Annotated in this window: 21 protein-coding genes and 1 other RNA gene; 6 read left to right on the forward strand and 16 right to left on the reverse strand. The window is 50.6% G+C overall.

Translation table 11 applies throughout. From position 1 onward, the window contains the following. Position 1 precedes the first annotated feature (1 nt). The 6 genes from G9C99_RS15260 to G9C99_RS15285 all read right to left on the reverse strand — a co-directional run bounded on the left by G9C99_RS15260 (position 2) and on the right by G9C99_RS15285 (position 5,286). Positions 2-349, reverse strand: coding sequence for an SH3-like domain-containing protein (locus tag G9C99_RS15260; RefSeq protein ID WP_166418392.1), 348 nt, complete (start codon positions 347-349; stop codon positions 2-4). After that, a complete protein-coding gene (gene nthB, locus G9C99_RS15265) occupies positions 342-995 on the reverse strand; it encodes a nitrile hydratase subunit beta (protein ID WP_166418393.1) in 654 nt (217 codons plus the stop codon). Before nthB ends, G9C99_RS15260 begins: the two co-directional genes overlap by 8 nt. Beyond that, on the reverse strand, positions 995-1,639 hold the full coding sequence (nthA, locus tag G9C99_RS15270; protein WP_166418394.1) for a nitrile hydratase subunit alpha: 645 nt from the start codon (positions 1,637-1,639) through the stop codon (positions 995-997). The genes nthB and nthA overlap by 1 nt, the downstream gene beginning before the upstream one ends. Before the next feature lie 110 nt (positions 1,640-1,749). Beyond that, the gene (locus G9C99_RS15275) at positions 1,750-3,531 is read right to left on the reverse strand and encodes an SLC13 family permease (protein ID WP_166418395.1); all 1,782 of its coding nucleotides are present in this window, start codon (positions 3,529-3,531) and stop codon (positions 1,750-1,752) included. A 25-nt stretch (positions 3,532-3,556) separates the two neighbouring features. Beyond that, positions 3,557-4,477, reverse strand: a complete 921-nt coding sequence (locus tag G9C99_RS15280) for a DMT family transporter (protein ID WP_166418396.1) — start codon at positions 4,475-4,477, stop codon at positions 3,557-3,559. Beyond that, positions 4,474-5,286, reverse strand: coding sequence for a TIGR00282 family metallophosphoesterase (locus G9C99_RS15285; RefSeq protein ID WP_166418397.1), 813 nt, complete (start codon positions 5,284-5,286; stop codon positions 4,474-4,476). The genes G9C99_RS15280 and G9C99_RS15285 overlap by 4 nt, the downstream gene beginning before the upstream one ends. A gap of 84 nt (positions 5,287-5,370) precedes the next feature. On the opposite strand from G9C99_RS15285, the gene G9C99_RS15290 reads away from it, so the two are divergent. Then, entirely contained in the window at positions 5,371-5,736 is a 366-nt protein-coding gene (locus G9C99_RS15290; protein WP_166418398.1) for a hypothetical protein, read from the forward strand. Positions 5,737-5,769: 33 nt separating this feature from the next. Then, on the forward strand, positions 5,770-7,089 hold the full coding sequence (locus G9C99_RS15295) for a PepSY-associated TM helix domain-containing protein (protein WP_166418399.1): 1,320 nt from the start codon (positions 5,770-5,772) through the stop codon (positions 7,087-7,089). A gap of 42 nt (positions 7,090-7,131) precedes the next feature. Here the strand turns inward: G9C99_RS15295 and G9C99_RS15300 are convergent, their stop codons facing one another. Both G9C99_RS15300 and mgtE read right to left on the reverse strand, forming a co-directional pair. After that, a complete protein-coding gene (locus G9C99_RS15300) occupies positions 7,132-7,692 on the reverse strand; it encodes a 5-formyltetrahydrofolate cyclo-ligase (protein WP_166418511.1) in 561 nt (186 codons plus the stop codon). Beyond that, on the reverse strand, positions 7,689-9,080 hold the full coding sequence (mgtE, locus tag G9C99_RS15305; RefSeq protein ID WP_166418400.1) for a magnesium transporter: 1,392 nt from the start codon (positions 9,078-9,080) through the stop codon (positions 7,689-7,691). The genes G9C99_RS15300 and mgtE overlap by 4 nt, the downstream gene beginning before the upstream one ends. A 121-nt stretch (positions 9,081-9,201) precedes the next feature. Here mgtE and guaD point away from each other — a divergent pair, with 121 nt between their 5' ends. Beyond that, positions 9,202-10,491, forward strand: coding sequence for a guanine deaminase (guaD, locus tag G9C99_RS15310; RefSeq protein ID WP_166418401.1), 1,290 nt, complete (start codon positions 9,202-9,204; stop codon positions 10,489-10,491). Between the two features lie 10 nt (positions 10,492-10,501). On the opposite strand, the gene G9C99_RS15315 is transcribed toward guaD, so the two are convergent. From G9C99_RS15315 to G9C99_RS15330, 4 genes are all read right to left on the reverse strand, one after another. Continuing rightward, positions 10,502-10,981 carry a CAP domain-containing protein gene (locus tag G9C99_RS15315; RefSeq protein WP_166418402.1) on the reverse strand — a complete coding sequence of 160 codons (480 nt, stop codon included), beginning with the start codon at positions 10,979-10,981 and terminating at the stop codon, positions 10,502-10,504. Positions 10,982-11,025: 44 nt separating this feature from the next. Beyond that, entirely contained in the window at positions 11,026-12,366 is a 1,341-nt protein-coding gene (locus G9C99_RS15320; RefSeq protein WP_166418403.1) for an 8-oxoguanine deaminase, read from the reverse strand. A gap of 89 nt (positions 12,367-12,455) precedes the next feature. Further along, positions 12,456-13,274, reverse strand: coding sequence for an inositol monophosphatase family protein (locus tag G9C99_RS15325; RefSeq protein WP_331460016.1), 819 nt, complete (start codon positions 13,272-13,274; stop codon positions 12,456-12,458). Between the two features lie 72 nt (positions 13,275-13,346). Next, positions 13,347-13,712 (reverse strand): helix-turn-helix domain-containing protein, encoded by a 366-nt coding sequence (locus tag G9C99_RS15330; protein WP_166418404.1) that lies wholly within the window; start codon positions 13,710-13,712, stop codon positions 13,347-13,349. A gap of 347 nt (positions 13,713-14,059) precedes the next feature. Here G9C99_RS15330 and G9C99_RS15335 point away from each other — a divergent pair, with 347 nt between their 5' ends. Further along, positions 14,060-15,016, forward strand: coding sequence for an NADPH:quinone oxidoreductase family protein (locus G9C99_RS15335; protein WP_166418513.1), 957 nt, complete (start codon positions 14,060-14,062; stop codon positions 15,014-15,016). Here the strand turns inward: G9C99_RS15335 and G9C99_RS15340 are convergent. Next, a complete protein-coding gene (locus tag G9C99_RS15340; protein ID WP_166418405.1) occupies positions 15,013-15,867 on the reverse strand; it encodes a LysR family transcriptional regulator in 855 nt (284 codons plus the stop codon). The two genes, G9C99_RS15335 and G9C99_RS15340, sit on opposite strands and share 4 nt — an antisense overlap. 121 nt (positions 15,868-15,988) lie before the next feature. Here G9C99_RS15340 and G9C99_RS15345 point away from each other — a divergent pair, with 121 nt between their 5' ends. Then, the gene (locus tag G9C99_RS15345; protein ID WP_166418406.1) at positions 15,989-16,216 is read left to right on the forward strand and encodes a DUF1127 domain-containing protein; all 228 of its coding nucleotides are present in this window, start codon (positions 15,989-15,991) and stop codon (positions 16,214-16,216) included. A gap of 115 nt (positions 16,217-16,331) precedes the next feature. Next, entirely contained in the window at positions 16,332-17,051 is a 720-nt protein-coding gene (locus G9C99_RS15350; RefSeq protein ID WP_166418407.1) for a Bax inhibitor-1/YccA family protein, read from the forward strand. A gap of 100 nt (positions 17,052-17,151) precedes the next feature. On the opposite strand, the gene G9C99_RS15355 is transcribed toward G9C99_RS15350, so the two are convergent. The 3 genes from G9C99_RS15355 to rnpB all read right to left on the reverse strand — a co-directional run bounded on the left by G9C99_RS15355 (position 17,152) and on the right by rnpB (position 18,996). Further along, positions 17,152-18,117 carry a class I SAM-dependent methyltransferase gene (locus tag G9C99_RS15355; protein WP_331460017.1) on the reverse strand — a complete coding sequence of 322 codons (966 nt, stop codon included), beginning with the start codon at positions 18,115-18,117 and terminating at the stop codon, positions 17,152-17,154. Between the two features lie 170 nt (positions 18,118-18,287). Next, a complete protein-coding gene (rpmG, locus tag G9C99_RS15360) occupies positions 18,288-18,455 on the reverse strand; it encodes a 50S ribosomal protein L33 (protein WP_166418409.1) in 168 nt (55 codons plus the stop codon). Positions 18,456-18,623: 168 nt separating this feature from the next. Continuing rightward, positions 18,624-18,996: RNase P RNA component class A (rnpB, locus tag G9C99_RS15365), an RNA gene on the reverse strand. Positions 18,997-18,999 lie beyond the last annotated feature (3 nt).

Below are 18,999 nucleotides of genomic sequence, written 5' to 3' on the forward strand. Positions count from 1 at the left end.
GTTATTTCAAGATTACCGGCTGACCGTGGCGTGTCTCTAAATAAGCGGTTTCCCAATCGTTGCGCCTTTGGGTTAGATCGTTCGTTGAAACAAGCGCGCCTGATGCCAGCACATGTTCAAGCGCGCGAAGTGCCGCTTCGTAATAACTGGTTTCGGTGTCTGGTGCGCCTTCGGCCTCGCCTTTGCGTAATTCTGCACCAAGAGTTTCAGCCCACAAGTTGGCCGAAACCCGGCCATTTGTGATCATTGTATCCGCGATTGCCAAAACCTGCGCGTGCCATGCTTCTGCAAATTTAGGCGCATTCGGAGCAAGCCCGTCTTCGGGTCCGAACTGACACGTCTTATTCAAAATAGCTCTCCCACAGATCAAGCGTCACAGTATCGCGTGGGTCAGCCTCTTCACCCCAAAGTTCCGTAGCCTTAAACACCACTGTGTAAAGATGCTCAGCCACCTCTAGACCTTGCGCGCTTTTGTCCGGGAGAGGATGCGCACCATGATGACTGATTACCTCCCCTATCCGCCCCCGCGCATAGGCCGGTAGGCGCGTATGGGTCGGCACAGCATAAGAAATCGTGCGCACCTGATCCCCTACGGAAAATTTGGCAGGTTCATCGGTGGGCACTTCAAAATCTTTTACTGAAAGACGCATATTCTCCATCAGCTCGGGCAACCCAATTCCCTTTGGCGGTGTCCCTTTTGGTGTTGTTAAAAGATGTCCCTCAATCGCCTCGCCCACCGTGAAATAACCTGTGTCGATATATCCAACCAAGTCGGTCAGACACCACTTTTCGAAATACGGGACTGTCATATAAGTCGCAGGATCCATACGTTCGACCATGTGTCGCCACCAATCAATCGTCAGTCCGGGCCGCCCGCCAGCCCGCGCCAATGCCCAAGCACGCGCTTCCCAATCATGGTGAAAAGGCACTTCGGGTTCGTTGACGTCCACTGGACCAAACCCCTGTTTACCGCCAAGGTCATGAATTGTATCCATCAAGCAGCCCCCGTTTTTAAATCGCGGTCAGTGCCAATCATTGCGTTACGAGTAACAATTTCTGCCAGTTGCACTTCTGACCAGCCTTCGGTTCCTGCAGGGCGCTGTGGCACGATCAAATAGCGCAGCTCAGCCGTGCTATCCCATACGCGCACGGCCACATCCTCGGATAATTCTACACCGAACTCCTTTAGAACTTTGCGCGGTTCGCGTACTGCGCGCGCACGATATGCCCCGGCCTTATACCATGCGGGTGACATTCCGAGTAAAGAAAACGGATAACAAGAACACAGCGTACAAACGACAAGGTTATGCGTCGTGTCCGTGTTTTCTACGGCTTTCAAGTTGCCCGTGGCGTTGCCTTCAAACCCAAACTCTTTGATGGCTTCGGTTGCATTTTCAAGCAGACGCGCGCGAAAATCCTGATCAAGCCAAGAGCGCGCAACAACCTGCGCACCGCGTTTCGGACCGATTTCTTCAGTGTAAGCCTCAACCCATGAGTCAAGTGTTTGGGTGCTGACCAACCCGCGTTCCACCAGCAAGCTTTCTAACGCCTTTACACGCAAAGCAGGTTCTGGGGGCAAATGAGAATGTAAATGCCGATGCAATGCGGCCGCTTTATCGCTGTCAAAACTTGCTGCCATTTTGCTTTTCCTCACGCTGTTTAGCCGAAGTGTCGGCGTGAACCGCTTATGAAGTCAAGTCAGCATGACCCGCATCTCAGCCTGCGCGAATGTGTATTCACGCACAGGCTTTATAAGGGCCAGAAATACGGAATCATAAGCGAAGCCAACAGCCCAACACTCAAATTCAAGGGAATCCCAATGCGCATAAAGTCTGTGAACCGATATCCACCGGGCCCATATACAAGCATGTTTGTTTGATACCCAATCGGCGTCGCAAAGGACGCCGAAGCCGCAACCATAACGGCGACAACCAAAGGCCGCGCGTCAAACCCAAGCACATCAGCCAAACCAATCGCAATCGGCGTCACCACGACAGCAACCGCATTGTTTGAAACAAGTTCGGTTAGGATAGAGGTTAGCAGATAAATCGCCCAAACAATCAAAAACGGCGGCATTTGTGCCAAGGCCGGTGAAATTGCCTCAACGATCAAAGCGACAGCCCCTGAAGCTTCGAGTGCCGCACCGATGCCCAACATAGCAAAAATCATCGCGAGCAATCGCCCATCCACAAAAGAAAACGCCTCTTCCGCGTCAATGCAGCGGGTAACGAAAATCAGAGCAACGGCCAAAACTGACAACAAAAAGATCGGAGCAACGCCCAAAGCGGCAAGCGCGACAATACCCACCAAAGTTGCGATCGCAATTGGCGCATGTGCGCGACGATACGCTCGGCCAGACGGCTTACTCACATCAACAAGCCCAACATCGGCAGCGAGTCGTTGAATGTCTTCGGGTGCGCCTTCAAGCAAAAGCGTATCCCCAACACGTACCACGAGTTCGTCCAATTGGCGTCCGATATTCTGATTGCGACGATGCACCGCCAATGGATACACACCGTAACGCCGCCGCAACCGCATCGCCCCAAGCGAACGGCCAATCATTTTACAACCCGGCGAAATCAGAACTTCGACCGTTGTGGTTTCAACAGCTGACAGCTGATCAACACGTTTTAAACCTTTGTCGCGCTGCAGAGAAAGCAATTCGGTAACCTCAGTCCTGAGAACCACGCGGTCCCCAACCTCGAGCGTGACTTCCTTTAGGTTCCGACGCAGTGAAAGATCACCGCGCAAAACATCCACCAAACGCACGCCTTCCCGCTTAAACAGTTGCACTGACGTTACTTCGCGACCAATGAGGTTACTGTCCGGGGGAATTGCGGCCTCTGCGAAAAACTTTCTCTTGGACTGATTTGATAGCAAATCCGCCATAGAATCCCGATCCGGCAGCAACTTTGGTCCTATAAAACGCAGATAAATCATCCCCCATAGGACAAGGATAATCCCCAAAGGCGTGACTTCGAAAATGGAAAACGCTTCCATCCCATTCGCGCGGGCAACGCCATCCACGAGCAGGTTTGTTGACGTACCGATCAGCGTCAAAGTCCCCCCCAATATCGCCGCATAGCTAAGCGGAATAAGCAGTTTAGACGCTGAAATATTCAATTTTCGCGCCAACTGAACAAACACTGGGATCATAACAACAACAACGGGTGTATTTGAAACAATTGCGGACGCAATGATCACAAATCCCATCAAAGCGGCAATAGCGACAACTGGGTTTTTCTCTGCTTTTCGTTCTGCGACCTGAGTAAACCAATCCAGAGCCCCCGTTCGCACCAATGCCCCCATGACAATAAACATTGCTGCAATCGTCCATGGCGCCGGGTTTGATAGTACGGACAACCCAGTCTCATATGGTAAAATCCCTGTGGCCAGCATCAAAGAGACACCAGCAATTGCAACCACTTCGGTCGGGAAAACTTCCCTTATGAACAAAACAAACATTAAGCCCACAACACACAGGGCTAAGATCGCTTCGCCCGTCGGCGAAAGAAAGGAATTGAGGTCCATAAGGTCCTATAAAGTTACTTCGGTTTTATACAGTGTCGCCTAGCCCAGTCGAAGGATCAAGCGCTGGTTCGTCGCGTGGCTGAACAAGAAACATCCCAACGAACATAATCCCCATAGCGGCCCAAATGTAACCGGAATAGGTTTCTCCCAAAATGAACATAGACCAAAAAACACCCGATCCTGTCACGAGGTAGGCAACCTGCGCCGCAAATACGGCGCCCGCACGTCCAACAAGCCACACATACCCCGCATATGCGATCGTATTAATCACCGCAGCAGCAACGATGGCAAAGTCTGGCAAGCCATAAGGCGGCAATGGAGAAATCATATGATTGCTAAGCAAAGCAGGTGGTGCGCTCACAATCACACCTAAACCCATCGCCGCGGTTAAAATTTGCACAGGATCGGCATTAGGCAATCTAAGTTTTGCAACAAGGTTCCCCTCAAGCCCATAAAAGAACGGTGCGATAAGAGCCAGCGGAACAAAAATCACTAATGCCCGATCAGGGAGGCTCGTGCTGGGGGCCATGATCAAGACGATCGCAATCATCCCTAGGACAAGCCCTAACATACGCGTTATGGAAAATTCTTCCTGCCCAAGAAACAGCGCGATTGGAAATGCGAACATGGGAACTAACGAAATCATCAGCGCGCTCAATCCCCCCGGCAAATAGACCGCTGCCTGATAGATCCCGATATTCGGCAATACGCTCCCGAATAACATAACGACTGCGTAAAGCTTAAAATGCTTGGAAGAAAAGACGGGCCATTTTCCCCGCCATAACGACAGGAGTAAGAGGAGTACAAAAGAAACCAGCTGGTTCCAGAAAATCACCCCGAAATGCCGATACCCTTCAGAAACCGCAATTTTATTCAGAGGGAAAGACATCCCCCAAATGCCCCCCAATGCGATCAGTACGAGAAAGGGGAGCCAGCGCTTCATCATGGTGTCGACTGCTCTAACCTGCCGCCAACTCGCACCATTTTAACGGTTTTGGCTTTGCCGGTTTGATCATCGGTTTCAACAAAAAGACCCGAAAGCGTTGCTTCGCCCGATGCCGGCGTAAAACGCCCCTTTGACATTCCGGTAATAAAGCGATGCATCGGTTCAGATTTCTCCATACCGATGACGGAGTTATAGTCCCCACACATCCCGGCATCAGCCTGAAACGCCGTACCCTTAGGCAGGACTTGCGCGTCACCTGTCGGGATATGAGTATGCGTTCCAACCACAACACTGGCACGACCATCGCACCAATGACCCATTCCCATTTTTTCGCTTGTCGCTTCGCAATGTACATCGACCAAAATGGCGTGGGCTTGTCCACCAAGCGGATGGCGTTTCAACACTTCGTCAACTGCTGAAAACGGGTCGTCAAACGGGCGCTTCATAAACACCTGACCCAAGACTTGTGTAACTAGGATTTTGCGACCGCGCCCTGCATCAAACAAACGCGCGCCAACACCGGGGGCATTTTTAGCAAAGTTCAATGGGCGTACGATGCGCTTTTCTTGTTCGATAAAGGTCAACATATCGCGCTGATCAAAGGCATGATCGCCAAGCGTCAAAGCATCGGCCCCAGCATCTAACAAAACTTTTGCATGTGCTGCAGACAGCCCCATACCACCCGTTGCATTTTCGCCGTTGACCACGACAAAATCCAACTTCCAGTCTTCGCGCAGACCCTTAAGCCGCTCAACCACAGCCGTACGTCCCGCGCGGCCCACAACATCGCCTAAAAACAGTATTCTCATACCGTCCTGCCTAGGCCGGAAATTTCGTTTCGGCAAGGAGAGAAAAGACTGGAAACAAAGTTTATCTCTTGTTAGCTCCCGATCATGACACCGATTTTGCGTATCATTTCTATTCTATTGGTTTGCACCGCGATTTTAATGCCGCGTGTGAACGCAGCACTCATTGCTGCATTGCCCGGAGCTTTTCAAACGATAATCATTTGTACCGGCACAAGCCTTACGACGATTGTGTTGGATGCATCCGGTGCTCCTGTATCAGAAAAGATAACTGAAAATGCCCCGTGCATTTTTGCACATGGTGCGTTGCTGCCAGAACAAAATACAGAGTTTTGGCAAAAGCTGTCCTTGTCATATACACGCGTTGCTTCATTTTTCGAAGCGCCAACCCTGCATGACAAGGGTTTACTCTACAGACCTCCTGCCCGCGCCCCACCCTTTAACGTTGTTTGATCGTCTTACTCTTCAAATACGTTAGGAATTATTATGTCTTATGAAACACCTGCGGTGGATACCGCAGACGTGCCTGCGCGCGGCGCTACCTTTTATCGACTCGTCTGGAAATGGCACTTTCTCGCTGCTTTATATGTGCTGCCATTCATGGCCATATTATCGGTGACAGGCACGCTATATCTTTACAAACCCCAAATCGAAGCTTGGATCTATGCCGATCGGATGGTCGTTCCGGTCACCGGAGAAATGCTATCCCTTGAAACACAAGTAAACGCAGTGGAAGAGGCTGTCGGCGTCACCAGACTACGCGGAATAACCATATCTGATCAGCCGGGCCGTTCGACGGTTATTGAATTCAACGACGATGATCGCGTTCGTAGCTATGCTTGGGTGAACCCATACACCGCTGAACTTTTGGCGGTAACACCGCGCGATGAAACCTTGATGCGGATGATTAAAAAGTTTCACGGCGAATTGCTGCTCGGCGGGTTTGGCACCAAATTTGTTGAACTGGCGGCCCATTGGGCCATCGTCATGTTCGTGACAGGCGTCATCATGTGGTGGCCGCGTAATAACCGAAGCCTCAAAGACGCAACCCGCCTCCCCCGTGGTACTGGCCGTAAATGGTGGCGCGAGGCACATCTGTTTTCAGGGATGATGGCAACCGTGCTGATTGTCCCTATCTTAATCACGGGGTTGCCTTGGACCGATATTTTCGGCGGCGGATTGTCTTATGTACAAACACAGACAGACCAGGAATCGCGCTCTTTGCGGTTTGGCGGCAATGCCCCCAGTTCAACCACATCAGAGGGCGTACAAATTCCCTTTGCTTCGGTATTGGACATCGCCAAATCTGAAGGGCTTATTGCCCCTTATGAATTGCGCTCACCACGCAAACCAGAAGAGGCGTTTTGGATTCGTTCAGCAAGCACAAATCGGTTTGAGCAAACAGAGCTGGTAATCGACCAATACAGCGGTGAGGTTCTGGCCCGTGTCAATTTTGATGAAAACCCCGTTTTGGCGCAGGCTATTTCGCTCGGGATTTCATTTCACCAAGGCGAGCTTTATGGCCCTTTAAACATTGTGCAAAATACGCTTGCAGCTATCCTCGGCGTCTTCTTATCCGTTTCCGGTTTTGTAGCTTGGTGGATGCGAAGGCCAGCTGGATCAATTGGAGTGCCAACCACACCTGACGCGAAACTAAGCGCAGGGGTTATCATCGCAATCGTGGTTATGATGGTCCTCTTGCCGCTTATGGGGCTTTCATTGATCGTCGCGCTTTGTTTGGATTGGCTTTTGTTTAAACGCATTGGGTGGTTCCAAAGCAAACCAACCAACATTGCGGCTGAATAAGCAATTGGGCGGCCAAAAGGTCGCCCAAATATCATTCGAGGACTAGAACTGAATAAGTTCTTTTTCCGTCACGATACAATCTAGCGGCTGATCTGTTGGCTCCAACGGCAAATTCTCTGCCTCTTGGTCAGCGTAGGCAAAACCAATTGCGATAGTTGGTCGAATGCCGCGCAGTCGTTCCAACGTGCGATCATAAAAACCACCACCATAGCCCAGCCGCCCGCCTTGGCGGTCCCAACCGACCAATGGTACGATCAACACTTCAGGCTCTAAAAACTGGGCTTTTTCCGGGACGCGCGCGCCAAAAGGTCCATCGACCAAAGCGCACCCCGGCGTCCACACACTGAAATCCAGTGGAAAACCCGCGTCTTTGATCACCGGAACTGTCACAAAGCCAGTTTTTGACATTTCAGCCATAGCGTTAAGTGGGTCGATTTCTGTGCGGATTGGCATATAACCCGCAATCGTTTTTCCCGCAAAAGGCTCCAACACTTCAAGCAAACGCGCCGCACCTAGCGCGCCTTGCCCTCTTTCGTGTGCAATCTTGCGCCGTGCGAATGCTTCTTTGCGTGCGACTGCCTTACGTTCAACTAAATCCATCAGAGTAATATCCAAGCTGCGAGCCCCAAAAAGGCGAAAAAGCCGACAACATCCGTGACCGTCGTGACAAAAGCACCGGAGGCCAATGCCGGGTCAACGCCAAGCTTTTCCAACGAAACGGGCACCAATATCCCCGCCAGTCCAGCTATAACGAGATTAATCACCATAGCCGCAGCGATAACGACGCCAAGCCCCGCATTTGCGAACCATATATATCCGACGATCCCCATAACCACGGCAAAGACCAACCCATTTGCCAACCCCACCAATGCTTCGCGTTTGATCACACGCCACATGTTAGAGCTGGTCAAATCTTTAGTTGCAATGGCACGCACTGCCACGGTCAATGCCTGTGTCCCCGCATTGCCACCCATTGACGCGACAATTGGCATCAACACAGCGAGTGCCACAAACTCAGCAATCGTCGCTTCAAACTGAGCGATAACCAAAGACGCCAAAATTGCCGTAATCAAATTCACAAAGAGCCAGGGAAACCGGGCCTTTGTGGTTTCGAAAACTTTGTCAGACAGGCTGGTTTCACCAACACCCGCGAGCCGAAGAATATCTTCTTCGTGCTCTTCATCCAGAACCGCCATCGCGTCATCAATGGTGATCACACCAACCAAACGGTCGTCTTCATCGACAACCGGTGCAGAAATCAGGTGATACTGATTAAACGCGTAAGCGACGTCTTCTTCGGGCTGTGTCACGCGAATTGGGCGGAAACTGTCTTCGGTCAGGTTTTGCAACGGCATCTTGCGCGGCGATGCAAGTAACTTCCCAAGTGTTACATACCCGGTTGGTTTCAAGCGCGGGTCGGTCAGAATGACATGGTAGAATTCTTCGGGTAGGTCGTCTTGGCGACGTAGATAGTCTATGGCTTGCCCAACATTCCAAACCTCAGGCGCAATGACAACTTCGCGCTGCATAAGCCGCCCGGCAGAGTCTTCGGGATAAGACAAAGCGCGTTCAACCGCCACACGCTCCGCATCTTCAAGTGCGCCTAGAATTGTTTCTTGCTGATCCTCATCAAGGTCTTCGACCAGATCAACAACATCGTCGGTTTCAAGATCACGTACCGCATCAGCCAGTTCTTCGGGTTCAAGCGCGTCGATTGCTTCTTCGCGCAGGCCCTCGTCTAACTCCGAGAGAACATCACCGACCTCACCATCGTCACCGCCATCCCAGAGTTGGATAAGCGCGCGTCGTTCTTTACGCCCGATTTGTTCGAGGATGTCGGCAATATCCGCAGCGTGCAGCGGCTCAAGTAACTCACCAAGACGCGGACTGTCAAAATTGGAAACCGCGGTAAGAACTTCGCCTACAAGGTCATCATCAAGCGAAAAATCTTCTTCTTCGTCTTCTTCGATCTCGAGGAGTTCTTCACTCATCCGCGGCCCCTTTCGCTTTTTTAAGTACAATATCCAAAGGTGTTTCAAATAAACAGAGGCAAAGCCAAGATTTACCGCAGCCGTTTCACCCTTTAGTCTGTCAGAAAAAGGAAACACTCGCATGACATCATCGGTTTTACTGTTAGGACAGACTCTAAGTTTTACTGCGAACCCAATGCACACGTCTGTAGACGATGCTGCCCACTGGCAAACCCATGGTGCCGTGTTGATCGAAGGTGGAATAATTGCGGCTGTTGGCGAACGCGATGCCATGCGCGCCCGTTACCCCATGGCTAAAACTGTCGATTATGGGGACCACCTGATCACTGCTGGGTTTGTTGATGCGCACGCCCACTACCCCCAAACAGCAATTATCGCCAGTTGGGGGAAGCGCCTGATAGACTGGCTAAGCACCTATACGTTCCCCGAAGAAATGCGTTTTGGCGACAAAACTTTTGCCACCGATATTGCCCAGCGATACTTGGACCTAACGCGCGCAAATGGAACAACCACCGTTGCAACCTTTTGCACAATTCACCCCGAAAGCGTCGATGCAATATTCGAGGCGGCAGAGCAGCGCGGACAGCGCATTGTTGCAGGAAAAACATGCATGGATCGCAATGCCCCAGACGGATTACGCGATACAGCCCAATCAGGATACGACGATAGCAAAGCATTGCTGCAAAAATGGCACGGGCGTGAACGGGCCAGTTATGCCATTACGCCCCGCTTTTCTCCGACATCAACACCAGAGCAACTCGAAGCTATGGGTACTCTGTGGGCTGAACATCCTGATTGTTTGATGCAAACCCATTTGTCTGAGCAAGTTGACGAAATCGAATGGGTGAAAAACCTGTTCCCCGACGCAAGAGATTACTTGGATACCTATGAACGCTTTGGCCTTGTTGGCCCCGGCGCATTGATGGGGCATGCGATTCACCTAACACCCCGCGAACGCGCTAGGATGAAGGACCTTGATGTGAGCCTCGTGCATTGCCCAACATCAAACACATTCATCGGGTCCGGCCTGTTTGACATGCAAGGCCTCACTGCCGAAGGCCACCGGATAGGGTTGGCTACAGATACCGGGGGTGGATCGAGTTTCTCAATGCTGCGCACCATGGCCGCTGCATATGAAATTGGCCAATTGCGCGGAACAGCACTGCACCCCGCACAGCTTTACTGGCTTGCAACGCAGGGATCAGCCCAAGCCTTAAGAATGGAAGACAAAATCGGTAATATCGCCGTAGGTATGGAGGCAGACCTTACCGTACTTGACCTATCATCTACACCAGCAATTGCGCAAAGGTCAGCCCGTGCGAACACCCCATGGGAGGCCCTTTTTCCGACCATCATGATGGGGGATGATCGGGCAATCAAAGATGTTTGGATCAACGGGAAAAAGGGCTAATTTAGCCCTTTCAACACCCTTCTCGACCAAAGACAAGCACCCAGTTGTTATTTGCAGCAACCCCTACGCCAACGTCATCTACACGTGTATCTAGATTATTGGCACGGTGCCCTGATGATCCCATCCAACCCGCTAAAATAGTCGCAGCGGTGGGCTGCCCCTGCCCAATATTTTCAGTGGTACGGCAATAGCTATAGCCTTGTGCGCGCACTCGGTCGACGCTTGTTTGTCCATTTGGCGAGGTATGGGAAAAATATCCGCGTTCCGCCATATCACTTGCATGGTTTTGTGCTGCGGTTTCAAGCCTCGCATTGCGGTTCAACAACGCTAAGCCACGTCGGCTGCGTTCCTGATTCAGTAATGCAAAAAGCAAATCATCTGCGGGTTGACCAGATTCAACAACGGCGTTTGAAACCTCAGTTGTTGTTGGCGCGGACACACAACCGACGACCAATAACATCGCTAAACACGTGGTAAACATCTTATGCATATGAAGGCTCCATCAATTTTTTTGACGCTGGCGATACCATCATATTACTTCGAAGTGGCCAGATGTCTCGCTAAAATGTTTTGCCGCTCAATCACCCTAGGTAGATCAAGTGTCACCATCTGTCCGTCACGCACAATTTGACGCCCTTCAACGATCAGATCCCGCACTTTATCTGGGCCTGCCAAGACTAAAGCAGCAGCATCCCAACTGCCGGCACTCTCAATACCATTCGTATCCCAAATTGCCAAATCCGCGCGTTTTCCAACAGAAATTTGCCCGCAATCGTCACGCCCCAGCACTTCGGCGCCGCCTCGGGTTGCTATTTCCAAAGCCTCGCGGGCGCTCATCGCATCTGCACCGTTTTGCACGCGTTGCAATAACATGGTCTGGCGCGCTTCTCCGATTAGATTACCAATGTCATTTGACGCCGATCCATCCACTCCCAAAGCGACAGGCACCCCTGCGTCACGCATCGCCCTCACGGGTGCAATACCTGATCCAAGCCGGCAATTTGAACATGGACAATGCGCAACCCCAGTCTTTGATCGCGCAAACAGATCAATTTCGCGGCCATCCAGCTTTACACAATGGGCGTGCCAAACATCGTCACCTGTCCAACCCAAATCTTCGGCATATTGCCCGGGGCGACAGCCAAATTTCTCTAGGCTATAGGCAATGTCTTCTTCATTCTCAGCAAGGTGCGTGTGCAGCATGACCTTTTTATCCCGCGCCAAGAGCGCGGCGTCCCGCATCAAATCTCGGCTTACAGAAAACGGAGAACAGGGCGCGATCCCCACACGCAACATCGCGCCGGGGTTAGGATCATGAAATGCATCAACCACCCGAATACAATCTTCCAATATCGCGCTCTCACGTTCGACCAAAGCATCTGGTGGCAACCCACCATCGCTTTCACCAATTGACATTGCCCCGCGCGTCGGATGGAACCTAAGTCCGACCTCCTGCGCAGCAGCGATGGTATCATCCAATCGCGCGCCATTTGGATAGAGATACAAATGATCCGACGTCATGGTGCAGCCAGACAGCGCAAGTTCCGCTAAACCGACTTGGGCAGAAACGAACATTTCCTCAGGCCCAAATCGCGACCAAATCGGATAGAGCGTCTGCAACCAACCAAACAACAACGCGTCTTGCCCGCCGGGAACAGCGCGTGTCAGTGTTTGGTAAAGGTGATGATGGGTATTAACCAGCCCTGGGGTAACAACGCACCCTCGCGCATTTATTGTTTCACCTGATGTGGTTAAAGCATAACCGACCTTCTTGATCACGCCATCTACGACCAAGATGTCAGCGCCGCACACTTCGTCGCGGGCGTCGTTCATGGTTACGATCATATCGGCATTTTGGATAAGAAGTTCGGTCATAGCACACGTTCCTTGCGCCCCTTCGGTGAACGTGTGACTGCGCCGACAGAAGGGGTAAGGACTCGTGCGCTTACGCGAAAATTAGATAACTATTCGCCGCTATTCAAGCTTTTTTGGATAAGCTCAAGCGCTTCTTCGTGTTGTTGTTTATTTGCAGCCGCAATAACGCGTCCACCATCATGTGCAGGGTTTCCATCCCAATCCGTTACAACCCCACCAGCGGCAGTTATCACTGCAATCGGTGCCTGAATATCATAGGCTTGCAACCCAGCTTCGATGACAAGGTCAATTTGCCCAGCAGCCAGCAACGCATAGGCGTAGCAATCCATACCATAGCGAGTGAGCTTTGCTTTTTCAGCAACTGCTCTGAAGGCTTGCCCTTCGGTAGCGGTCCCAACTTCTGGAAATGTAGTAAATACGATTGCATCGCTCAAAGGGCGTGCTTCGAGCGTTTTCAACGCCATGCCCCCGTGCGGCCCCAACATCTGAGAAACGCCAAAACCACCGCAAAAACGTTCCTGAATATAAGGTTGATCAATCACGCCATACAGAGGACCAGAGCCGTCACGAATTGAAATCAAAACACCCCAAGTCGGGGTGCCACTTAGATATCCACGTGTCCCATCGATCGGATCAAGCACCCAGGTGAGGCCGCTACTGCCTTTTTGGTACCCGTACTCTTCGCCCAAGATGGCATCATTCGGACGCCTGATAGCAAGAATTTCGCGCATGTCGCGTTCTGCGGCACGATCTGCGACGGTGACAGGATCAAATCCCGATCCATCTTTATTATCCGCAGTCAAAGTACTTGAACGAAAATGCTCAAGCGTCGCAGCCCGCGCGGCCTGAGCCAGCGCGTCTGCAGTTTCGCGGATAGATTGTTTTTCGAGATCAGTTAGTATAACCACTTCGCCCTCCTGCAATGTCTGCCGACGCGTAACGCTATCGGCTCCATTGCGTCAAGGCATAGGGTGCTTCTCTCAGGCAGCGTCGCTTAGGACACGTGCGAGATCGAACAAACGACGACGCTGATTTTCAGGTATCGCATAGTAGGAACGGATCAATTCCAAAGCTTCTTTGTCAGCAAGGATATCACCCTGTTTGACTGTTTCCTCGTCAACACCAGTGTCACGTAGGCCTTCGAAGAAATATGCAACCGGAACGCCAAGAGTCTCTGAGATATCCCAAAGACGAGACGCGCTCACACGGTTCATACCTGTTTCGTATTTCTGAATTTGCTGGAACTTGATGCCGACATCTTCAGCAAGTTGCTGTTGAGTCATTCCCACCATCCAACGCCGGTGGCGAATGCGTTTCCCGACATGTACGTCTACTGGATGTTTCATTTCTTATCTCCCGCTTTTTTGACACAACAAACTAGAATTGTTTCATATGATAAGATTACCTAAATCCTTAAAAAATCTCGACCTTTATTGCCAATGCTCGCTTTTTTTTGAAGTTTTTCTCCCAGTTTGAAACTTTATCCGCTAAAAACTTGAAATATAAAGACAGTTTCCAACTGCCTTGAAACGCGTTCACAAGACCATTCAGTTTACTTTTACGTGTGTGATTATTTTTTTTGCATTTTGCAAAAATGACCTAAGGGTAGGTTTTTGCAAAATGCAAATCGAGTTAACTACGAAGAAATCAAAATGACGAGAAACACATCATGTCCGAATCAACCTCTGCGCAAATGAAAGCCTTTCGAACACTTCAATTTGGAGAAGCAAAACTGGAGAGTTGCCCCATCCCAACTCCAAAGCCCGGCCAAGTGCGCGTTAAAATCAAAGCCTGCAGCTTGAACTTTGCGGACCTGTTGATGATCAAGGGTAAATACCAAGATACACCACCTCCGCCCTTCACTCTTGGGCTGGAACTGTCCGGAGTCGTAGAGGCAGCCGCCGAAGATGTTGACCCCACACTCGTCGGTAAAAGCGTGGCTATTTTTGCGGGACAGGGTGGCCTCGCGGAATACGGGTGTTTTGATGCAAACCTTTGCGTCCCCCTACCAAGCAACATGAGTCACGAACATGCCGCTGCGTTTCAGATCGCTTACGGCACATCCCACGTCGCACTTGATTACAAAGCCAATCTGCGCGCAGGGGAAACATTGCTTGTTTTAGGTGCATCTGGTGGTGTCGGCTTAACCGCAGTCGAAATCGGCAAACGAATGGGCGCGACAGTAATAGCCTGCGCACGTGGTTCCGAAAAATTAAAAATCGCCCAACAAGCCGGAGCCGACCACCTTATTGACAGCGAAACAGAAGATTTGCGCAATGTTGTGAAATCCCTTGGCGGTGCAGATGTTGTCTACGACCCTATTGGCGGGGATCTGTTTAGATCTGCACTGCGGGCCTGTAATCCTGATGCACGCATATTGGTCATTGGCTTTTCTGGAGGCGACGTCCCGCAAATTCCGGCCAACCATCTACTGGTAAAAAACGTTACCGCAATCGGATTTTATTGGGGGGCATATCTCAAATTCAAACCTCATGTTTTAACCGACAGCATGTCTAGACTGTTTAGCTGGTATGAAGCAGGGGATTTACGTCCTCACATCAGTCACACCCTTCCTCTGGAACGCGCTGAAGACGCCCTCGAATTACTCAGAAGCCGGGCTTCAACTGGTAAGGTTGTTGTTACCCCTTAGAGCGTTCGAAAGGCCGCGCGTATGGCTTCAATCAATGCCTGCTTTGCTGGGCCTTGATCGAGGTCCGACGCATACAGGTTTATCTGTTTGCGCGTCAGGTTGGGCAACGCTCCGCCGTGCTGGATTGCTTCGAGATAAGGCGCGTTCATTCCTTTCAAGACAGTGTGAACCGCAAGGTCAGCGCTTACGCTGGCTTCTATCGCACGTGTGCTATCTGACTCTACGGCCATTTCCCACGGAATACCGGCCTTATCCAACGCTGTAACAACGTCTTTGCGAAATATACACCGATGTTCATAGGCAAGTCGTAACGGGCGCGCTTTCCAAGCCGCACCGCCGGGCGCCCCGATCCATTGTAGTTCCAACTCCGTCAGTGTCTCTCCGCCGGGCGACACAGCTGTTTCCGTTGTCAAAATAACGTCACATACCCCCTGGCTGAATTGCTCCATCAATTTCACCGTGAATGACGCCAAAAGGTGAACTTTCACACGCGGATAATCTATGTTGAATTGCTGCAAAACCTGAGGAATCGCCGGATATACGATGTCGTGCGGCACACCCAGTGTTATTTCCCCCTCGAACTCTTGATTGGTCAGGCGTCCGAACACTTCGTCGTTCATCGCAAGAATTCTACGTGCATACCCCAGAAGTTGCTCGCCCGCGGCAGAAAGGCCAATTTGACGGGCGGACCGATCCATCAATTCCACACCCAGCATTTCTTCCAAGCGCTTCAATTGCATAGATACGGCGGACTGCGTCAAATTTAAGAAACCCGCAGCCTTTGTCACGCCACCCGTATCAGCGACAGTCACAAAAGATCTTAGCGCAGTTATGTCTAAATTCCTATACACATCAAAATTCCTGATACTTTCCATGAAATAGTTTCATTTTCAAAATACAACAGACACCCTCATATATCAACAACAAGAATACTATCGTCAAAAACAATCACCATATCGAAAGGATAAAATCATGTCTGAGACATCACAATGCGCACATGCAGGGCATTCTTGCCAAACAGGCTCGGTGTCGATTTTAGCAATGTTACGGAATTGGCGCGAACTAAGCAGACAGCGCAATGCGCTGCTAAAACTTGATTCTACACAACTAAACGATGTCGGCATCCAGACCGAAGAGGCCCTAAAAGAGGCAAATAAGCCGTTTTGGGACGCTCCGACGTATTGGCACCACTTGAAATAGCTAAATTGCACCCGATCATGCGGGTTATCCTTGAAAACCGCGCCGTCTTTCCCGATATTTAGCGGGAAGGCGGCGCAATCGCGCCCATAACGAATTTAGCAATTGGAGGCCACGGATGGCACAATTTCAAAACGTAGGTATTGGCGCACGCGGAGTTGCCGCGGATATCGACGCCGGCTTGCGTACACACATGAACAAAGTCTACGGCACCATGTCTGTAGGCATGATCATCACAGCGCTCGTTGCTTGGGCCATCGGCACCAATGAAACACTTTTGAATGCCATTTTCGGGACTCCTCTAAAATGGGTTGTAATGTTTGCGCCGTTAATCATGGTCTTCGCATTCGGCGCGTTGATTAACCGTCTGTCTTCCGCTGCAGCACAATTGTTCTTCTATGTTTTTGCAGCAGCAATGGGTGCGTCCATCAGCTTTATCTTTGCTGTATACACCGGGTATTCCGTTGTTCAGGTCTTTCTCGTAACGTCAATCGCCTTTGCGGGTCTCAGCCTTTACGGCTACACCACAAAGAAAGATCTATCCGCAATGGGTACGTTCTTGATGATGGGTGTTATCGGTTTGGTAATCGCGTCTGTCATAAACATCTTCCTCGGCTCTCCGGCGATCACCTTTGCGATTTCTGCATTGGGTGTTTTGATTTTTGCAGGCCTAACCGCCTATGACACGCAAACAATTAAAACCACCTACCTGCAACACGCACATTCTGGCGACCAAGAATGGCTTGCGAAGGCAGCCATCATGGGCGCGTTGAACCTATATCTCGACTTTATCAACATGTTCATGTTCTTGCTTCAGCTCTTGGGCAATCGTGAATAATCACGCGAACCAAGTCGTAAAATAAGAAAACCCGCCAATTCTATTGGCGGGTTTTCTTTTGGGTGTAGCAACCGTCTATTAACGCACCACGTATTCAAACTTAATTCGGAACCAGAGCATCTAAAATCTCTTTGGGATCACGGCCAGCAGACCCCCTGAGTTCCTCGATTGTCTGCTGAGTTTTTCGAGCAATACTAAACGCCCCCCCATTTAAAAAATACTCAGGAAGTGCTTTGTTCTTCAAACGGGTGTTAGCCAAATCTACTGCGTTTTGATTTCCCTCAGGAATTGCCGAAGCGTCAGAAGATGCAATCTTGCGACAAACTGCATAGAGAACATTAGAGTTATCCAAGAATTCAATTTTAAACCTGCCAGATAACAAAACTTCCAGAGATAGACTGGTAAAATACGTTATGTGAGCCTTGAAGTAATGATTGGTCGGGGAAGAGCGTTTAGATTCCAAATTGGGCACTTCGACAACAAATACGCCATCATCGCTTAGCAATGCGTGGATTTGCTCGATAACTTCCAAAGGGTGCGCCAAATGCTCAAGCACATGAAACATCGTGATCACATCAAACTTAGGCTCAGTCGGAAGCTCAGAGACTTCTTTCGTTTCTAGAGGGACCTCATACGCCGTTCGGCCGAATTCTAGATATCCACTGTTTGGGTCGATCCCGTGTGCATCCAATCCGAATCGAGACGCAAGATAAGTAAATTCGCCTCCCCCAGCCCCGATATCCAGATGGCGCTGCCCCGCTTCAAAAAATGGCTGCATCTTTTGCAAACGCTCCAAAGCGGACTTCCCAGCCCTAAAAATGTGCTTGGGTTTTGGTTGGGCTTGGTTCTTATATTCTACACGATAAGCGGTTGAGTAGAACGCCGATAACTCCTCATCAGTGGGCACGCGTGCGAGTTGAACTAGACCGCAACTCTGACACGCTGCAACGTCCAACGCTTCACCAGTTTTTGCATCTGATATCGATTTTGATCTACTTTCTTTTCCGCCACATAAAATGCAAGAAAATACCATATCTGAACCCCATAGAGTAAGCTGCTTTTGCATTGTGCTCTGCAGCACCCTATTTGAAAACAGCAATTAATCTAGACAAACCTTCCCATTTTTTTCGGCTAAGGAAATGATCCCTCCCTGCAAATCAAACACTATATTCAAAACAGAAAAAAACCGCGTCAACTAATGTTGCGCGGTTTCGATCTTGGAATGACAAAGTAGGCTTACTTGATTTTGCCTTCTTTGTATTCAACATGTTTACGAACAACAGGATCGTACTTACGCATAACCATTTTTTCGGTCATGGTACGTGCGTTCTTTTTGGTCACATAAAAGTGGCCAGTGCCCGCAGACGAGTTCAGGCGGATTTTAATTGTGGTCGGCTTCGCCATGGTTATCTCCAGTCAACGGGGCGGCTTCGGGCCACCCGTGGAATACTTGAAGCCTGCCTTTTAGACGCTTTGGCCCCCGAGTCAACCGCAAAGCAAAAGAAAGAACACGCCAGCATTGAAAAACCTGCCATATCACGAACAACTCTAAACATCGAAGCAGAATTGATATGACGCGGATAGCCTATAAGCCGGATTCTGTCCAAGGGGCGAACCCCTCTGGATGACCATTCTTCTGCGCATGCTGTTGCCAACATACTGTAGCTGCCTACCCGAATCTGCTGGGGCGAAGCGGCCCTGCGAATTACTTCGCGCGCGATCCCTATTCGGCATTGCTCCCGGTGGGGTTTGCCCTGCCATCCTTGTTACCAAGCATGCGGTGGGCTCTTACCCCACCGTTTCACCCTTACCCCAACCTTGATCGAGGCGGTTTGTTTTCTGTGGCACTTTCCCTCGGGTTACCCCGGCCGGGCGTTACCCGGCACCGTTACTTCATGGAGTCCGGACTTTCCTCACCCTAAGGTGCAGTCACCCAGCCATCCGCGTC

The organism is Cochlodiniinecator piscidefendens, from assembly GCF_011326755.1.
GTDB lineage: Bacteria > Pseudomonadota > Alphaproteobacteria > Rhodobacterales > Rhodobacteraceae > Cochlodiniinecator > Cochlodiniinecator piscidefendens.